General features: G+C 66.2%; 18 protein-coding genes and 1 pseudogene. 15 read left to right on the top strand and 4 right to left on the bottom strand.

Annotation, left to right across the window (positions count from 1 at the left end; translation table 11 throughout):
- The coding region (locus tag AB4Y99_RS17280) for a transglutaminase-like cysteine peptidase (RefSeq protein ID WP_441524181.1) at positions 1-622 on the top strand (622 nt) is incomplete at its 5' end.
- Positions 623-719: 97 nt separating this feature from the next.
- Here the strand turns inward: AB4Y99_RS17280 and AB4Y99_RS17275 are convergent.
- Complete coding sequence (locus AB4Y99_RS17275) at positions 720-1,274, bottom strand: DedA family protein (protein ID WP_051988126.1); 555 nt, start codon at positions 1,272-1,274, stop codon at positions 720-722.
- Between the two features lie 381 nt (positions 1,275-1,655).
- On the opposite strand from AB4Y99_RS17275, the gene AB4Y99_RS17270 reads away from it, so the two are divergent.
- From AB4Y99_RS17270 to AB4Y99_RS17210, 13 genes and pseudogenes are all read left to right on the top strand, one after another.
- Entirely contained in the window at positions 1,656-2,570 is a 915-nt protein-coding gene (locus tag AB4Y99_RS17270; RefSeq protein WP_441524180.1) for a LysR family transcriptional regulator, read from the top strand.
- Between the two features lie 92 nt (positions 2,571-2,662).
- On the top strand, positions 2,663-3,493 hold the full coding sequence (locus tag AB4Y99_RS17265) for an NAD(P)-dependent oxidoreductase (protein ID WP_441524179.1): 831 nt from the start codon (positions 2,663-2,665) through the stop codon (positions 3,491-3,493).
- A gap of 4 nt (positions 3,494-3,497) precedes the next feature.
- Positions 3,498-4,353, top strand: a pseudogene (locus tag AB4Y99_RS17260) (PrpF domain-containing protein).
- A 23-nt stretch (positions 4,354-4,376) separates the two neighbouring features.
- On the top strand, positions 4,377-5,102 hold the full coding sequence (locus AB4Y99_RS17255) for a PIG-L deacetylase family protein (RefSeq protein WP_113254951.1): 726 nt from the start codon (positions 4,377-4,379) through the stop codon (positions 5,100-5,102).
- 187 nt (positions 5,103-5,289) lie between these two features.
- The gene (locus tag AB4Y99_RS17250; protein WP_113254952.1) at positions 5,290-6,465 is read left to right on the top strand and encodes an ABC transporter substrate-binding protein; all 1,176 of its coding nucleotides are present in this window, start codon (positions 5,290-5,292) and stop codon (positions 6,463-6,465) included.
- Positions 6,466-6,496: 31 nt separating this feature from the next.
- A complete protein-coding gene (locus AB4Y99_RS17245; protein WP_441524178.1) occupies positions 6,497-7,354 on the top strand; it encodes a branched-chain amino acid ABC transporter permease in 858 nt (285 codons plus the stop codon).
- Complete coding sequence (locus AB4Y99_RS17240) at positions 7,351-8,358, top strand: branched-chain amino acid ABC transporter permease (protein WP_441524177.1); 1,008 nt, start codon at positions 7,351-7,353, stop codon at positions 8,356-8,358. The genes AB4Y99_RS17245 and AB4Y99_RS17240 overlap by 4 nt, the downstream gene beginning before the upstream one ends.
- Positions 8,355-9,107 (top strand): ABC transporter ATP-binding protein, encoded by a 753-nt coding sequence (locus tag AB4Y99_RS17235; RefSeq protein ID WP_441524176.1) that lies wholly within the window; start codon positions 8,355-8,357, stop codon positions 9,105-9,107. The genes AB4Y99_RS17240 and AB4Y99_RS17235 overlap by 4 nt, the downstream gene beginning before the upstream one ends.
- A 7-nt stretch (positions 9,108-9,114) precedes the next feature.
- Positions 9,115-9,825 carry an ABC transporter ATP-binding protein gene (locus AB4Y99_RS17230; protein ID WP_038364432.1) on the top strand — a complete coding sequence of 237 codons (711 nt, stop codon included), beginning with the start codon at positions 9,115-9,117 and terminating at the stop codon, positions 9,823-9,825.
- 24 nt (positions 9,826-9,849) lie between these two features.
- On the top strand, positions 9,850-10,959 hold the full coding sequence (locus AB4Y99_RS17225; RefSeq protein ID WP_370954559.1) for a 5-methyltetrahydropteroyltriglutamate--homocysteine S-methyltransferase: 1,110 nt from the start codon (positions 9,850-9,852) through the stop codon (positions 10,957-10,959).
- Between the two features lie 164 nt (positions 10,960-11,123).
- On the top strand, positions 11,124-12,077 hold the full coding sequence (locus AB4Y99_RS17220; RefSeq protein WP_441524175.1) for a VOC family protein: 954 nt from the start codon (positions 11,124-11,126) through the stop codon (positions 12,075-12,077).
- A 326-nt stretch (positions 12,078-12,403) separates the two neighbouring features.
- Positions 12,404-12,712 carry a hypothetical protein gene (locus AB4Y99_RS17215; RefSeq protein ID WP_038363791.1) on the top strand — a complete coding sequence of 103 codons (309 nt, stop codon included), beginning with the start codon at positions 12,404-12,406 and terminating at the stop codon, positions 12,710-12,712.
- A 120-nt stretch (positions 12,713-12,832) separates the two neighbouring features.
- Positions 12,833-13,117 carry a hypothetical protein gene (locus tag AB4Y99_RS17210; protein ID WP_038363793.1) on the top strand — a complete coding sequence of 95 codons (285 nt, stop codon included), beginning with the start codon at positions 12,833-12,835 and terminating at the stop codon, positions 13,115-13,117.
- Positions 13,118-13,181: 64 nt separating this feature from the next.
- Here the strand turns inward: AB4Y99_RS17210 and AB4Y99_RS17205 are convergent, their stop codons facing one another.
- Positions 13,182-13,430 (bottom strand): DUF2934 domain-containing protein, encoded by a 249-nt coding sequence (locus tag AB4Y99_RS17205; RefSeq protein ID WP_038363796.1) that lies wholly within the window; start codon positions 13,428-13,430, stop codon positions 13,182-13,184.
- A gap of 304 nt (positions 13,431-13,734) precedes the next feature.
- Positions 13,735-14,757 carry a bile acid:sodium symporter family protein gene (locus AB4Y99_RS17200; protein ID WP_441524174.1) on the bottom strand — a complete coding sequence of 341 codons (1,023 nt, stop codon included), beginning with the start codon at positions 14,755-14,757 and terminating at the stop codon, positions 13,735-13,737.
- A gap of 144 nt (positions 14,758-14,901) precedes the next feature.
- Here AB4Y99_RS17200 and AB4Y99_RS17195 point away from each other — a divergent pair, with 144 nt between their 5' ends.
- Positions 14,902-15,804 carry a LysR family transcriptional regulator gene (locus tag AB4Y99_RS17195; RefSeq protein ID WP_113254965.1) on the top strand — a complete coding sequence of 301 codons (903 nt, stop codon included), beginning with the start codon at positions 14,902-14,904 and terminating at the stop codon, positions 15,802-15,804.
- 24 nt (positions 15,805-15,828) lie between these two features.
- Here AB4Y99_RS17195 and bglX read toward each other — a convergent pair.
- Positions 15,829-17,170: beta-glucosidase BglX (gene bglX, locus AB4Y99_RS17190; protein ID WP_441524173.1), on the bottom strand; the 1,342-nt coding region annotated here is incomplete at its 5' end.

Raw genomic sequence — 17,170 nt, 5'->3', positions numbered from 1 at the left:
GCGTATCAGAGCCTGGTTGATCCTTTCGATTGTTGCTCTGCTTGCGCATTTTTCGATGCCGATCTCCTCGGCCGCTGCCGGTGCGACCCAAGCCGAGCGCCTGCCGGTCGCAGAGCCCGCCGCATTCGCCCGGATCGGCGGGCAAGCGAAGCCGATGATCGGCTGGACCCTGTTTTGCCAGGCGCAGCCGCTCGAGTGCAGCGAAACACGGCTCGCTCCGGTGGCGGTGATCCTCACGCCGGACTCATGGGCGGAGCTCAACGCCATCAACGCCTTGGCCAACAAGCAGATCAAGCCGATCGGCGACGACGACCATTACGGGATCTCCAAAATGGGGATCCCCAATTGGTGGACTTACCCCGATGACGGATCCGGCAATTGCAATGACTACGTGCTGCTCAAGCGGCGGCTCCTCATCGAGGCCGGGTGGCCGAAATCCGCGCTGCTCATGACGGTCGTCGTTACCCCCGAGGGTGAAGGGCATCTGGTTCTGACAGTCCGGACGGACCGGGGCGACCTCATCCTCGACAATGTGCGCGAGAAGATTCTGGTCTGGAACAAGGTCGGCTACCGCTTTGTGAAGCGGCAATCCGCTGCGAACCACAAGTTCAGTGCTTCCTGAGTGAGGCGCGGAACGTCGCCGCGCGTCGCGGGAGCTTCTCCTGGAGCAGCGGCAAGCGTGATCTGCAGGGCTGTGAGGATGGCGGCGGTCCAGCTCGTCATGGCGAAAGCATCTTTGCTGTGGTGGCGCCGGGCAAGAGCAGGGCTCCAGCCCAGAGAAACGCGGACGCCCAGTTCGAGAGATGGAAGGCGAGGGGTGGCATAGCCGACAGACCCGCGACGAGCGGGACCGTCGCGCGCAACGGTCCGAAAAAGCGGCAGCCGACGATACCGAGCCAACCCCATTGCCGAAAGAATGCTTCTGCGCGGCCCATCAAGGCAGGATGGCGCAATGCGAAGCGCGAGCGCCGCATCGTTGCCTCGTACCGCCTTCCGAGCCAGTAGGAGACCCAGTCTCCCAGCGCAGCCCCTATGGAGATCGCGATCCAGATGGGCAGAAAGGCGATGCCGCTGGCGCCTATCAGGCCGCCGATCGCCAGCAATAAAGCTGTGCCGGGAATGATCAGGGAGACGAAGGCAAGGGATTTGAGGAAAGCCAGAAGAAACGCAATCGGCGCCGCCCAGGCTTCGTGAGCCTGAATAAAGGACAGAACGGGCGCAATCCATTCATTGAGAAACGCGAGGGCGCCGTGGTTTGCGAGGGTGTCCTTCAATCCGTCAGCCCCGCTGGCGTTTGTGTCGTTATGGCTCCAGCAGGCCGGTTGATCCGGGCAAGCGGCGTGCCGGGAGATGAAGAGCTGCCTTCCGTTGCCACCTTTAGTCCTCGCCTCGCGCGGCCGCAAACGTCGTCACGGCACCCTCGGCTGCAGGCGCGCATTCATGCAATCGGATCCGGCTGCTGAAGCGGGAGATGAGCCTGTAAAGTCCAGGCTCGGGGTGGCTCGACGGTGAGCTGCCGGAGTGCTACACACGGTCGATAGGCATTAAGCTATTGATCTTACTCGGTAAGAGGCGCGGAAAGCCACATCCATCCCTCTCCGCCTCTTCCGCATTGCGCGCAGTTGCCATGGGGTTGCTGTGCACGGGCTGTTTTCATGCGCGTTGACGTCCTGGGACTTCAGGCTTTCGTCGCCATAGCCGAGCGCGGCAGCTTCCGCGCTGCCGCCTCCCATCTCAATCTCTCCCAGACCGCGCTCAGCCATCGCATCCGCAAGCTGGAGGAGATGCTCGGCACGCCGCTTTTTCTGCGCACGACCCGGCAGGTCTCCCTGACYGCCGCCGGCACGACGCTGCTGCCGCGGGCGCGGCGCATCTTCGAGGATCTCGGTTCCGCACTCGACGAAGTCCGGATCGATCTGCAGGAAGGGGACGAGCAGGTCTCGGTCGGCTGTCTGCCGACCGTCGCGGTGCATTGCATGCCGTCGGTCATCGCCGCCTTCGCCAGACGCCGTCCCGGCGTCGGGGTGAGGGTCCATGACAATTCGGCGTCCGAGATCGCCGGCAAGGTCCAGTCCGGCGAGGTCGAGTTCGGCGTCACCATCGTTGCCGCCAATCGCTGGGATCTGGAGCTGAAGCCGGTCGTGAAGGAGCCCTTCGTTCTGGTCAGCCATCGCGACATGCCGCTGGCCCAGGCCGCTTCGCTGACATGGGCGCAGTTGCAAGGCGAGCCGCTGGTGCGGATCAGCGCCGAAACCGGCAACCGCATCCTCATCGACGATGCGCTGGGCGCACGGCGCGAGAGCCTGACCTGGCGCTACGAGGTCCAGCGGGTGGTCACGGCGGTCAGCCTGGTGCGCTCCGGCATCGGCTACGCGATCGTCCCTCAGCTCGCGCTCGACGCGGTCGAGGCCGGCGGTCTGGTGGCGGTGCCGCTGCGTTCGCCGACCGTCACGCGCACGCTGGGCATCGTCACGCGCAAGACCGTGCCGCTGCGGCCCGTGGCGCGCGATCTTCTCTCGTTACTGAGCCAGGCCCTGAAGCGCAGCATCACGCCGCGCCGAGATGAATGAAATTAATCAATCGCTGCATTCTTATCATTTGATGAGGGAATGAGGCTGCTCCACCTTTGCTGCGGGAGAAAACGCACAAGGGAGTGGCGGCGATGGCTGGTTCGGCCAGGATCGCGTTCATCGGCTATGGCGAGGTCGGCCAGACGTTCTCGCGCGGATTCCTGGCCCATGGCGTGGCCGGGATTCACGCCTATGACCTGCTTTTCGGCAGCAGGCCGGGCAGCAGGCTCGAGGAGGCGGCGCGCCGGATCGGCGTGACCTGCGCCGACACAGCCGAACGGGCCTGCGCCGATGCCGCGTTCGTCTTCTCGGCCGTCACGGCCGACCGCACCGAGGCGGTGGCCGCCGAGGCGGCACGTTGGCTGAAACCCGGCCAGATCTTCGTCGATGTCAATTCGGCCGCGCCTACGACCAAGCAGCGGGCGGCGCAGGCGATTGCGGCAAGCGGCGCCGATTATGTCGAGGCGGCGGTGATGGCTCCGGTGCTGAAGCCCGGCTTGAGAGTCCCGATCCTCGCCGGCGGCCCGAAGGCGATGGACGCGGCCGAGGTGCTCAACCGACTCGGTATGAACCTGACACCGGTCTCCGAAATCTTCGGACGGGCATCGGCGATGAAGCTCTGCCGCAGCATCGTCATCAAGGGACTGGAGGCGCTGATGGTGGATTGCGCTGCCGCCTGCGAGGCCTGGGACGTCAAGGACCCCGTCTTCGCCAGCCTGCACGAGACCTTTCCCTCCATCGATTTCCATGCGCTCGCGGCCGATATGCGCGAGCGTGTCGCGACCCACGGCATCCGGCGGGCGGCGGAGATGCGCGAGGCAGCCGAGATGCTCGCCGCCGCCGGCCTCGAACCCGGCCTCGCCAGCGCCATCGCGGACGCTCAGCAGCGTGGGGCGCGCGCCAAACCGGCGGCAGGAGCCTGAGGCCATGGCCCAGATCGCCATTCCCTGCATGCTGATCCGCGGCGGCACCTCGAAGGGAGCCTATTTCCTGCGCGGCGACCTGCCGGCTGACAATGCGGCGCGGGACGCATTCCTGCTTGCGGTGATGGGCTCGCCCGACAAGCGGCAGGTCGACGGGCTCGGCGGCGCGCATCCGCTGACGAGCAAGGTCGCGATCGTCTCGCCATCGAGCGAGCCAGGCTGCGACATCGATTTCCTGTTCGCGCAGGTCGGCATCGAGACGGCGCAAGTCGATACGACACCGAATTGCGGCAACATCCTCGCCGGCATCGGGCCCTTTGCCCTGGCGCGCGGTTTGGTCAAGGCGCAGGGCGCGCGCACGACCGTCCGGGTCCGCACCATCAACACCGGCACCATCGCCGAAGGATAGGGAGCTGAAGCAGCGGATCGAGCGCATCAGGCTCGCAGCCGGGCCGCTGATGAACCTGGGCGATGTTTCCGGGAAGGTCGTGCCGAAGATCGCGCTCGTCGCGCCGCCGCAGGCCGGTGGCGCGATCTGCACGCGCAGCTTCATCCCGCATGAATGCCACGCCTCGATCGGTGTTTTCGCGGCAGTGACGGTCGCGACCGCGGCAGTGCTGCCGGGTTCGCCGGCGGCGTCCGTCGCGGCGATGCCCGAGGGCCGCGAGCGCTCGCTCTCGGTCGAGCATCCCACGGGGGAGTTCACGGTGACACTCACGGTCGGCGGCACGGCCGAGCGACCTGTGGTCGAGCGGGCCGGGCTCCTGCGCACCGCACGCATCCTGATGGAGGGCCGCTCCTTCGTGCCGGCGAGCGCCCTGGCTGCACATGCGGGCAGCGCCCGCCATGCCGCCGAATGAGTTGAGAGAGGGTTGAGGTTTCGATGGCGAACGCGCAGAAGACGGGTCTCGTGATCACCGCCCATCCGGGTGATTTCGTCTGGCGCGCGGGCGGCGCCATCGCGCTGCATGCGAAGCGCGGGATGCGGGTGAAGATCCTCTGCCTGTCCTATGGCGAGCGCGGCGAGAGCCAGTTCGCCTGGAAGAAGGCTGGCGTCAGGATGGAGGAGGTCAAGGCCCAGCGCCGGGAGGAGGCCGAGGCTGCGGCCGAACTGCTCGGCGCCGAGATCGAGTTCATGGACGCAGGCGACTATCCGCTGCGCACCACGCCGGAGATGCTCGACCGCGCCATCGACATCTTCCACGAATTGGGGCCGAGCTTCGTGCTGACCCATGCACTCGAAGACCCCTACAATGTCGACCATCCCGAGGCGGCGCGCTTCGCCCAGGAGGCCCGCATCATCGCGCAGGCGGCCGGCCACAAGCCCGATCCGGAGCGTGCCTATGCCGCCCCGCCGGTCTTCCTGTTCGAGCCGCACCAGCCCGAGCAATGCGACTTCAAGCCGAATGTCATCCTCAACATCGACGAGGTCTGGGAGGTGAAGCGCCGGGCCTTCGAGATCCTCGCCGCGCAGAAGCATCTCTGGGAATATTACACCCGCGTCGCGCTCAATCGCGGCATGCAGGGCGGCCGCAACTCCGGCAAGGCGATGACCTATGGCGAGGCCTATCAGCGGCTGTTTCCGGAAGCGCTGGAGGCGCTGGCATGACCCGGTGGGCATCCGCGCCCGCCAGTCCAAGGAAGACGAAAAACCTAGACGATTGGCGGCTGGCGAAGGCGGACGGGATATGTAGGCTATGCGCAAAGGCCCTGCCAAAGCGGGCCGCGTCCATCGCGACGACGATGGGGACAAAGAACGGCTTCGCAGAGAGCCAATTCAGGGGAAGGGAACGGACATGACGGTTCGCAGGACGTTACTCGGTGGCATGCTCGGGCTGGCGCTGGCCGCCTCGACGAGCGGGTTCGCACTGGCGCAGGAGGCGGTGAAGATCGGCCTGATCCTGCCGATGACGGGGCCTTTCGCCTCGACCGGCAAGCAGATCGATGCCGCGGTGAAGCTGTTCCTCGCCAGGGAAGGCGCCACCCATGGCGGTCGCAAGCTCGAAGTGATCCTCAAGGACGATGCCGGCAACGCCGATGCGACGCGGCGCCTCGCCCAGGAGCTTGTCGTCAACGAAAAGGTCTCGGTGCTTGCCGGCTTCGGGCTGACGCCGCTTGCCATGGCGACCGCACAGATCGCGACGCAGGCCAAGGTGCCGGAGATCGTGATGGCGGCGGCGACCGCCTCGATCACCGAGGCCTCGCCCTATATCGTGCGGACCTCCTTCACCTTGCCGCAGGCTTCCGAGCCGATGGCCAACTGGGCCGCCAAGAACGGCATCAAGAAGGTCTTCACCGTCGTCACCGATTACGGGCCGGGCATCGATGCCGAAACCTCCTTCGCCAACACGTTCAAGGAGGCCGGTGGGACCGTCGAGAGCGTGCGCATCCCGCTGCGCAATCCGGATTTCGCGCCCTTCCTCCAGCGCGTCTCGGAGGCCAAGCCCGACGCGCTCTTTGTCTTCGTGCCGTCGGGCGTCGGCGCGCAGTTCATGAAGCAGTTCATCGAGCGCGGCCTCGACAAGGCCGGCGTCAAGCTGATCGGCACCGGCGACGTGGTCGATGACGACATCCTCGAAGGCATGGGCGATGTCGCGCTCGGCGCCATCACCACGCACCACTATTCGGCCGCGCATGACAGYCCGGCGAACAAGGCCTTCGTCGAAGCCTTCCAGAAGGCCAATCCCGGCATGCGCCCGAACTTCATGGCGGTCGGCGGCTATGACGGGATGAAGCTGATCGCCAAGGCGCTCGACGCGACCAAAGGCGACGCCAGCGGCGACAAGCTGATCGCGGCGATGAAAGGCGCCTCCTGGGAGAGCGTGCGCGGGCCGGTGAAGATCGACCCCGACACCCGCGACATCATCCAGAACATCTATGTCCGCAAGACGCAGAAGCTCGGCTCCGAGCTGCACAATGTCGAGTTCGAGACGATCAAGGACGTCAAGGACCCGGTAAAGGCCCGCAAGTGACGGGTTTTCCGACGGCGGCGGATCGACGCGCATGCTGACCATCCTGTTCGACGGCATCGCCTATGGGATGGTGCTGTTCGTTCTCGGCTGCGGGCTCTCCGTGACCATGGGGTTGATGAATTTCGTCAACCTCGCCCACGGCGCCTTCGCGATGCTCGGCGGCTATGTCGCCGTGCTGGCGATGCAGCGGCTCGGCCTGCCGTTCCTGGCGAGCCTGCCGCTCGCCTTCCTCGCGGCGGCGCTGGTCGGCGTCGTGCTGGAGCGGCTGATCTACCGGCCGATGTACACGAAAAGCCATCTCGACCAGGTGATGTTCTCGATCGGGCTGGTCTTCATGGCGGTGGCCGGCACGGACTGGCTGATGGGCTCGACCCAGCAATTCATCCGCCTGCCGGACTGGCTGCAGGGGCGCTTCGAGGTCGCTGGCATCGGCATCGGCCGCTACCGGCTCTTCGTCATTGTCGTCTGCGGCCTGCTCGCCGTCTCGCTGCAATGGGGCTTCACCCGCACCCGCTTCGGCAGCCGGCTGCGCGCGGCGGTCGACGATGCGCGGGTGGCGCGTGGCCTCGGCATCCCCGTCAACCGCCTGTTCGCGCTGACCTTCGCGCTCGGATCGGGGCTGGCCGGATTGGGCGGCGCGCTCGGCATCGAGCTCATGGGCCTCGACCCCACCTTCCCTCTGAAATTCATGATCTACTTCCTGATCGTCGTCACCGTGGGCGGCACGTCCAGCATCACCGGGCCGTTCTTCGCCGCGATGCTGCTCGGCGTCGCCGATGTCGTCGGCAAGTATTTCGTGCCGCAGGYCGGMGCCTTYATCATCTACGCGCTGATGGTCGCGCTGCTGATCACCCGGCCGCATGGGCTGTTCGCGAGGGCGCGGGCATGACGATGCCCGTGTTCGAGACACGCGTCCGGCAGGCGCTGTTCGCCTCGCGGCGCTGGCATCCGGCCGAAATCGTCTTCTGGTGTCTCGCCTTCGCGGCCTTCCTGCTGTTCCCGCGCAACCTGCTGCTGCTCAACGAGATCGCGATCCTCGCCCTCTTCRCGCTCTCGCTCGACCTGATCCTCGGCTATGCCGGCATCGTCTCGCTGGGACACGCCGCCTTCCTCGGCATGGGCGCCTATGCGGCCGGGTTGCTCGCCAAACATGTCTCGGCCGATCCGTTCGCCGGGCTGTTGGCCGGCATGGGAGCGGCCGGGCTGCTCGGCCTCGTCACCAGCCCGCTCGTCTTGCGCGGCACCGATCTCACCCGGCTGATGATCACGCTCGGCGTGGCGCTGATCCTCTACGAGCTGGCGAATTCGTTCAGCACGCTGACCGGCGGCGCCGACGGTTTGCAGGGCATCATGATGGCGCCTGTGCTCGGCCTGTTCGATTTCGATATTTTCGGCCGCACCGCCTATTTTTATTCGCTCTCGGTCCTCTTCCTGCTGTTCCTGATCGCAAGGCGGGTCGTGCATTCGCCCTTCGGCCTGAGCCTGCGCGCGATCCGCGACAATCCGCTGCGGGCCGCGGCCTCGGGAGTTCCGAATGATCGGCGTCTTGCCGCCGTCTACACGCTCGCGGCGGCCTATGCCGGGGCGGCGGGCGCGCTGCTTGCCCAGACGACGCAATTCGTCTCGCTCGACGTGCTCGATTTCCACCGCTCGGCCGATCTGATGCTCGTGCTGATCATTGGCGGCGCCGGCTATCTCTATGGCGGGCTGATCGGGGCGATCGCTTTCAAGCTGCTGCAGGACCTGATCGCGAGCTTCACGCCGCAATACTGGATGTTCTGGATCGGGCTCTTCCTCGTGCTCTTCGTGCTCGGCGGGCGCGAGATGATCCATGGCGCGGTCAAGGCCGCTGCGGCACGCTTCGCCCGGCTCGGCAAGGGAGCGGCCCGATGAGCGCGGTGCTGCAAACCTTCGACCTGTCCAAGAGCTTCGGCGGCATCACCGCGACCGATCATGTCGATTTCACGCTCGCGAAGGGCGCGCGCCATGCGCTGATCGGCCCGAACGGCGCCGGCAAGACCACCTTCGTCAACCAGCTCACCGGCGTGCTCAGGCCGAGCTCCGGCCGCATCGAACTGATGGGCGAGGACATTACCGCGTTGCCGCGCGAGGCGCGAGTGAAGCGCGGGCTCGCCCGCACCTTCCAGATCAACCAGCTTTTCGGGACGATGACGCCGCTCGAGATGATCGCGCTCGTCACCTCCGAGCGGCTCGGCCGTGGCAGCCATCCGTTTCGCGCACTCGACCGCGATCTGGAGCTGGTGGGTCAGACTGCCGAGATTCTGACGCGCTTCCGGCTCGACGACATCACGGACCGGCGCATCGCGACGCTGCCCTATGGCAAGCAGCGCCAGATCGAGATCGCCGCCGCCTTCGCTGCAAGGCCGAGCGTGCTGCTGCTCGACGAGCCGGCGGCCGGCGTGCCGGAGGCCGAGCGGCGCGAATTGATGCAGACGGTTGCCGCACTCCCGGACGACGTCTCCGTGCTGCTGATCGAGCACGATATGGATCTCGTCTTCCGCTTCGCGACGCGGATCACGGTGCTGGTCAATGGCCGCGTGCTGGCGGAGGGGACGCCCGACGAGATGGCGCGCGACAGCAGCGTGCGCGCGGCCTATCTCGGCGAGGGCGCCCATGCCTGACGCATCGCTGCCTGAGTTGCTCAAGATCGAGAAGCTGAGCGCCGGCTATGGCGAGGCGCAGGTGCTGTTCGACATCGACCTGACGCTTGCCGAAGGACATTCGCTCGCGCTGCTCGGCCGCAACGGCGTCGGCAAGACGACTTTGGTCAACAGCATCATTGGCGTCACCCGCCGGCGCGGCGGGCGGATCGTGCTGGCCGGGCGTGATCTCACCGCCGCCTCGCCGGAGCAGCGGGCGCATGCCGGCATCGGCTGGGTTCCGCAGGAGCGCAACATCTTCAAGTCGCTGACCGTGCTGGAGAACCTGACGGCGGTGGCCCGGCCGGGGCCCTGGGATGCCGCCCGCGTCTTCGGCATGTTCCCGCGATTGGCGGAGCGGAAGACCAATCTCGGCAACCAGCTTTCCGGCGGCGAGCAGCAGATGCTGGCGATCGGCCGGGCCTTGATGCTCAACCCGAAGCTTCTGCTGCTCGACGAGCCGACCGAGGGGTTGGCGCCGATCATCGTCGAGGAGCTGCTCAAGGCGCTGAAGGCCCTGTTCCGCGAGGAGGGGCTTTCCGCCATCGTGATCGAGCAGCATGCGCGCAAGATCCTCGAGCTGACGGACGAGACGATCGTGCTCGAACGCGGCCGCGTGGTCCTCGCCGAGCGCAGTGCTACGCTCATCGCCGAGCCTGAACGGCTCGAACACCATCTCGGCCTCGCCGCCGCAGCCTGACCGTCAAGAACCGGAGGAAACGCGATGACCCAGAGGAAGAAGCCACCGTTCCGGGGCGACATGGTGGGAAGCCTGCTGCGCAGCGCGCCCGTCAAGGAAGCCCGCGCCAAGGTCGCTGCGGGCGAGATGGCGCAGGCCGAGCTGACGAAGATCGAGGACGAGGAGATCAAAAAGCTCGTCCGCAAGCAGGAGGAGATCGGCTTGCAGGCGGTGACCGACGGCGAATACCGCCGCGCCTTCTGGCATTTCGACTTCCTCGACGGCTTGACCGGCGTCACGACCTACGAGACCGATGCCGGCATCCAGTTCAAGGGCGTCGCCACGAAGGGGCATGGCATCCGCGTCACCGGCAAGCTCGACTTCCCGGCCGACCACCCGCATCTGGCCCATTTCAAGTTCCTGGCCTCGGTGACCAGCCGCGTGCCGAAGATGACCATCCCGAGCCCGTCCATGCTGCATTACCGCGGCGGGCGGAAGGCGATCGATCCGAGCGCCTATCTCAAGATGGAGGATTACTACGACGATCTCGGCAAGGCTTACGCCAAGGCGATCAAGGCCTTCTACGATGCCGGCTGCCGCTATCTGCAGCTCGACGACACCAGCCTGTCCTATTTCTGCGATCCCGAGCAGCGCAAGATGCTGGCCGAGCGCGGCGACGATCCGGACAAGCTGATTTTCGTCTATCGCGACGTGCTCAACGCGGCGTTGAAGGCCAAGCCCGCCGACATGCAGATCACCACCCATACCTGCCGCGGCAACTTCAAATCGACCTTCATCGCGTCCGGCGGCTACGAGCCGGTGGCCGATCTCGTCTTCAATCAGATCGATGTCGACGGCTATTTCATGGAGTGGGACGATGACCGTTCCGGCGGCTTCGAGCCGCTGCGCTTCCTGCCCAAGGGCGACAAGCAGGTCGTGCTCGGCCTCGTCACTTCCAAGTTCGGCACGGTCGAGAGTAAGGACAATCTCAAGCGCCGGATCGAGGAGGCCGCCAAGTTCGCGCCGCTCGAACAGCTCTGCCTGTCGCCGCAATGCGGCTTCGCCTCGACGGAAGAAGGCAATGTGCTGGCCGAGGACGAGCAATGGGCCAAGCTCTCGCGCATACTCGAAGTGGCGAAGGAAGTCTGGGGCTGAGAGCGCCTTTGGGGGGAAATCTGGTCATCCCGGACGGAGCGAAGCGAAGATCCGGGATCCATGCCTGAACATTGATCGGAAACGCTCCGGCATGGATCCCGGGTCAAGCCCGGGATGACCGCGTGGCTCCGTGCAAAATCAGCTTGCTCCAGAGGACACCAGACATGAGCGCCGAGCCCTGCTTCGACATCGCCCATCTCGGCCATGTCGAGCTCTTCACCAACAAGCCGCAGGAGAGCCTCGACTTCTTCGTCAAYATCYTCGGRCTGACSGAGAGCGGRCGSGAGGGCGACWSCGTTTATCTGCGCGCCTGGGACGACTAYGAGTTCCACACGCTGAAGCTGACGGCCTCGAATACGACCGGCGTCGGCCATATCGGCTATCGCGCTGCGAGCGAGGCGGCGCTCCTGCGCCGCGTCGCGGGAATCGAGGGGATGGGCGCGGGCATCGGTTGGGTCGAGGGCGACCTCGGCCATGGCCGCGCCTATCGCTTCCGCGACCCCGACAACCATGTCTTCGAGATCTATTTCGACACGAACAAATATGTGGCGCCCGAAGGCGAGCGGCCGGCGCTGAAGAACCAGGCGCAGCGCAACCATGGCCGGGGCTGCGCCGTGCGCCGGATCGATCACGTCAACCTGCTGGCGCAGGACGTCGCCGCGATCCGCGACTTCATGCCGAAGGCGCTGGGCAGCCGCGTCACCGAGCAGATCGTGCTGGATTCCGGCGAGGTCGGCGGCTGCTGGTTCACCGTCAACAACAAGAGCTACGACATCGCCTATACGCGCGACCACACGCCGGCGCAGGGGCGCTTCCACCATGTCACTTATGCGGTTGACCAGCGCGAGCACATTCTGGAGGCGGCCGATCTCTTCCTGGAGAACGGCGTCTTCATCGAGACCGGCCCGCACAAGCATGCGGTGCAGCAGACCTTCTTCCTCTATGTCTATGAGCCGGCCGGCAACCGCGTCGAGATCGCCAATGCCGGCGCGCGCCTGATCCTGGACCCGGACTGGCAGACCGTGACCTGGACCGAGACAGAGCGGAAGAAGGGGCAGGCCTGGGGGCTCAAGACGATCGAGAGCTTCCACACGCATGGCACGCCGCCGGCCGTGTAGCGCGCCCCACTGTCTCAGGGAGAGATGTCTGGGATGCCGTTATGGCGGCATCTGCATGGTTTCCGCCGGAAGTCCTGCTTCGACTTGGTCGGATCGTCGGCCAATGATCGGGCCGCGGCGACGACAAGAAAATGTCGATGCTCCAGATCGCTGTCGGGTTCCGTTCAGAATCGCGATTCTAAACTGCATCGTGTTCTCGAAAGCGGTGCCATCGATTTCGGTCGAGCGCCGTTAACGAAACATTCTTGCTCATCACCCGTTTTGGGCAATAGCCTTGTCTCGTTTGATTCGACTGGGCTTTGTTCATGCGATTTGGAGAAACGCTTATGGAACGACGTTCTTTCCTGCTCGGGCTGTTTGCCCTTTCCGCTGGCGCCGCCACGGTCGCCGTGGCTGGCAAGGCTGATGCGGCTGGGCTCGGCGCTGCCGGCCAGGCGCTCGGCGCCATGCCCTCCGAGAAGGCCGCGACGCTGCCTGACGGCACCCCGATCGAGCAGGTGCAGTATTCTCACCGTCCTCACCCCGGCCACCGCCCGCGTCCTCCCTACCATCGCCCGCGTCCGCGGCGTCAGGTCTGCACGGTGCACCGCAACCGCTTCGGCCGTCCGGTCCGCGTTTGCCGCTGGGTCTACTGAGCGTTTTGACCGTTTCGGCGGAAATGGCTTTCGAGCTATCTTTCGCCGCGTGAGTATCGGGCGATGGCGGAGGCGCCATCGCCCTTTCGGTTTCCTCGTCGACGCGGCACAGGTGAGGTCATGATCAGGACATCGGTAACCCTTGGAGCTCTGGCGGTCCTCGTTGCGGGCTGCGTTTCAAATCGCCCGGAACCTGCACCTGTCCCGCAGGGCGGCACGGCGAAGCAGATCCTTCGCGATGGCGGCCAGCTCGTCCTTCCCGACGGGACGCGGGTCACGCCCGATCCCACCGGAGGCTTCCAGCTGCCGAACGGCGACTATGTCCGGCGCGATCGCGGCGGCGCGCTCATCCTGCCGACCGGCGCACGCTGCGCGGCGACGCCCAGCGGCTATATCTGCCCCTGACAACAGGCTTTTGCTGGCCTGAACCCTTGCCGGTGCATCCCCACCGGCCTGCGGGCGCGCAGCCTTACATCGCACGGCCGCGCGGCGGGCGGCGGCGTTCGTGCCGGTCGGTCAGATCGGGCGGCATCGGCCGGGCTGCGCCGAACGAGTCCTCGTTCTCGTCGGTGAGGACATGGTTGTGGCTGCGGAAGGCCCAGATTTCCTTGGCGGCCTCCCAATGCTCGCGGTCACGGCCTTCCGGCTGGCCTTCCTGCATCCAGATGCCGTAGGCGATCTTCCTGATTTCGCGCTGTGCCTTCTCGTCCTTGCTCATGCAATCCTCCATCGTGAGCGACGGCCGGGCTTCACCCTATGGCGACCAGCCGCCATGATGCCGCTTCGAGGCGGGCCGCAGCAGCGGCCGTCGCGGCTTCTCAGCGGTGACATCCGGCGAGGCCGGCCCGGATCGCGTTGGGCCTCGCCCTGTCTCCACGGCGCCCTTCCATGAAGGCGCTCGCTTCCGGGAGAGCGACGTCCTTTCATGTGGGGGCAGGCAGGGGATCAACAAGGCTGAAGCCCGGCTTGTTCCGGTGGAGCGAGGTGAGACGTAAGCGCGCAGATCGCGCGCCCGGCTTCGTTCAGGCCTTTGCCGGGCCGAGCATGGGCTGGGATTCCGGCTCGGGATGGGTCTCGACGGGACGCTTGGCGTAGCGCTGCGCCAATGTGGCGCAGGCGAAGAGCTGGATCTGGTGGAACAGCATCAGCGGCAGGACGATGAGGCCGAGCGCCTGGCCGGGGAAGAGGATGTTGGCCATCGGAATGCCGCTCGCCAGGCTCTTCTTCGAGCCGCAGAAGACGATGGCGATCTCGTCCTCCTTGGAGAAGCCGAAGCGGCGGCTGACGACCGTCGTGATCACCAGAACGGCCGCGAGCAGGACCATGTCGAGCAGCACGACGGYGACGAGGTCGCCCGCCGTGACCTGCGACCAGATGCCGGCCGCCATGCCTTCGCTGAAGGCAKCGTAGACGACGAGCAGGATCGAGCCGCGGTCGACCAGCGAGATCACCGCCTTGTGCCGCTGCAGGAATGTGCCGATCCAGGGGCGCAGGATCTGGCCGACCGCGAAGGGCGCCAGGAGCTGGAGCGCGATGCTCTCCACCGCCGCGGTGCTGAAACCCCCGCCGTTCGCGTTGAGCAGCAGCATGACGAGCAGCGGCGTCACCACCATGCCGAACAGGTTCGAGACCGAGGCGCTGCACAAAGCGGCGGCGACATTGCCGCGCGCGATCGAGGTGAAGGCGATGGAGGATTGCACCGTCGAGGGCAGCACGCAGACGAACATCAGCCCGAGAATCAGAGTGGGGGAGAGAAAGTTTCCGAACGCCTTGGTCAGGCCGAGCCCGAGCAGCGGGAACAGCACATAGGTGCTGGCGAAGACGAGGGATTGCAGCCGCCAGTGCAGCAGCCCGTCCCAGACCGCCTTCGGCGAGAGCCGTGCGCCATAGAGGAAGAACAGCAGCGCGACCGCCACGGAGACCGCGTCATTGGCGACCACGGCGCCCCGGCCGGTGGCCGGCAGGATGATCGCGACCGCGACGGTGGCGAGGAGCGCAAGCAGATAGGGGTCGATGCCGAAACGGGTGAGGGTGCGGCGGAGCATCTGATGCCCTCCTGAATGAGTGGCTTCTGCGGCATCGGCCTGTTCCGAAAATCGCCTGCCACTTTCGGGCCGATGCTGTAACAGATCGCCGGCTCATTTTGATCCGGACTGGACATGATATTGCTCATCATGAATCATGATGGGATGACATCCGATCCGAAACCGCTCGATCCCGTGCTGCTGCGCAGCTTCCTCAAGGTCTGCGAGACGCTGAGCTTCACCGAAGCGGCGCGGCAGCTCGGCTTACGGCAATCCTCAGTCAGCCAGCATGTGGCGCGGCTGGAGAAGCGGGTGGGGCGCAAGCTGCTGGCACGGGATACGCATGAGGTCCGTCCGACGCCGGATGGCGATGCGATCCAGCCCTTCGCCCGGCAGGTCCTCGAGGCCGGCAGCCGCATCGAGCACTATCTCAAGGGCTCGACGCTGCGGGGGCGCCTGCGGCTCGGCGTCTCCGAGGATTTCGCCTTCACGGCGCTGCCGGACATCCTCGCGGAATTCGCGATGCAGCATCATGCCGTCGATCTGGAGCTGACGGTGGGGCTGAGCGGCCGGCTCTACGAGCAATACGATGCGGGCGATCTCGACCTCATCTTCGTCAAGCGCCGCAATGGCGACGCGCGCGGCGTCGTCGCCTGGGAGGAGCGGCTGGTCTGGGTCGGGCGGCCGGGCTCGCGGCTGGCCGAGCAACCGGTGGTGCCGCTGGTGCTCTATCCGCCGCCGAGCATCACGCGCATCCATGCGATCGAGACGCTGGAACAGGCCGGCCGGGCCTGGCGCGTCGCCTGCACCAGCGGAAGCCTTGCGGGCTTGCGCGCCGCGACGGTGGCGGGGCTCGGCGTCACCGCCCATTCGGCGCGCTTGATCCCGCCCGGGCTGGCCGAGGCCGAGCCGCGCGAGGCGCTCCCCCGGCTGGGCTCGATCGAGTTCGTCGTGGTCGGCGGGCAGTCGCATGAGGAGGCGGCGCGGGCGCTCGCCGCCAGCATCCTCTCCGGCGCCGGCCGGCTGCTACCGGCCGAGAGTTCCACGGGGCGGCGGGGCAGGGCATAGAGCCTGCCGCGCTTCGGGAACGCGTCAGACGAGCTCGAAGCTCTGTACCAGGACGTCGTGCGAATCGAGGCCGAGCTGCACGTCGAAGCGCCCGTTCTCGACCACTTCCTTGAGCTCGCCATTGATGAATTTGAGCTCGTCCTCGCCGATCTCGAAACGCACGACGCGGCTCTCGCCCGGCTTGAGCGTGACCTTCTGGAAGCCCTTCAGCTCCTTCACCGGCCGCGCGATCGAGGCGTAGGGGTCGGCGATGTAGAGCTGCACGACATTGGCGCCCTCATAGCTGCCCTCATTGGTCAGCGTCGCCTCGGCGCTCAGCTTCTGGCCGCGCTTGAGGCGCGTGGCCGAAAGCTTCAGATCCTTCAGCGCAAAGCGGCTGTAGCTCAGGCCGAAGCCGAAGGGATAGAGCGGGCCTTGCGCCTCTTCGAAATATTGCGAGGTGTAGTTGCCCGGCTTGCCCTCGGTATAGGGCCGGCCGATGCGCAGGGCGTTGTAATAGGTCGGGATCTGACCGACCGAGCGCGGGAAGCTGATCGGCAGCTTGGCGGAGGGGTTGTGATCGCCGAACAGCACGTCGGCGATGGCATTGCCGCCTTCGGTGCCGGTGTACCAGGTCTCCAGCAGCGCGTCGGCATTGTCCTTCTCCCAGCCGATCGCGAGCGGCCGGCCGTTCATCAGCACGACGACGAGCGGCTTGCCGGTCGCCTTGAGCGCCTGCAGCAGCCGGCGCTGCGAGCCGGGCATGTCGATGCTGACGCGGCTTGAGGATTCATGCGACATCCCGCGCAACTCGCCGACGGCGGCGATCACCACATCGGCCTGGCTGGCGACCGAGACGGCTTCCTCGATCATCGCCTCGATGCTGCGCGGGTCCTGGACGACCTCGGGTTTGTCCCAGTTCAGGAAGTTGAGGTACTCGACCACTTTCTGGTCGTCGATGACGTTGGAGCCGCGGGCGGTGACGAGGCGCGCCTTGCCCTCGATCGCCGCCTCGAGGCCGGCGCGCAGCGTCACTGCCTGCTCGGGCACGCCCTGGGCCGACCAGCTTCCGAGGATGTCGAGCCCGGAATCCGCCAGCGGGCCGATGAGCGCGATGGTGCCTTGCTTCTTCAGCGGCAGGGTCTGGTTGCGGTTCTCCAGCAGCACGATGGTCTCGCGGGCGATCTCGCGGGCCGGCTGGCGGTTGAGGCGGCTGTCGGCCTTGACGTCGACCGGATCGTCCTCGGGCTTGCCCATGCGCAGGAACGGGTCGGCGAACAGGCCCATATCGTATTTCGCGCCCAGCACCTCGCGGACGCAGGCGTCGATCTCGGCCATCTTGATCTCGCCCGAGGCGATCAGCCCCGGCAATTCGGCGAGATAGACC

This window comes from Allobosea sp. TAB14 (assembly GCF_052113865.1).
In the GTDB taxonomy this organism is placed as follows: domain Bacteria; phylum Pseudomonadota; class Alphaproteobacteria; order Rhizobiales; family Beijerinckiaceae; genus Allobosea; species Allobosea spartocytisi.
Note: the sequence above shows the minus strand (reverse complement) of the source record. Positions and strands in the feature narration are given on the sequence as shown.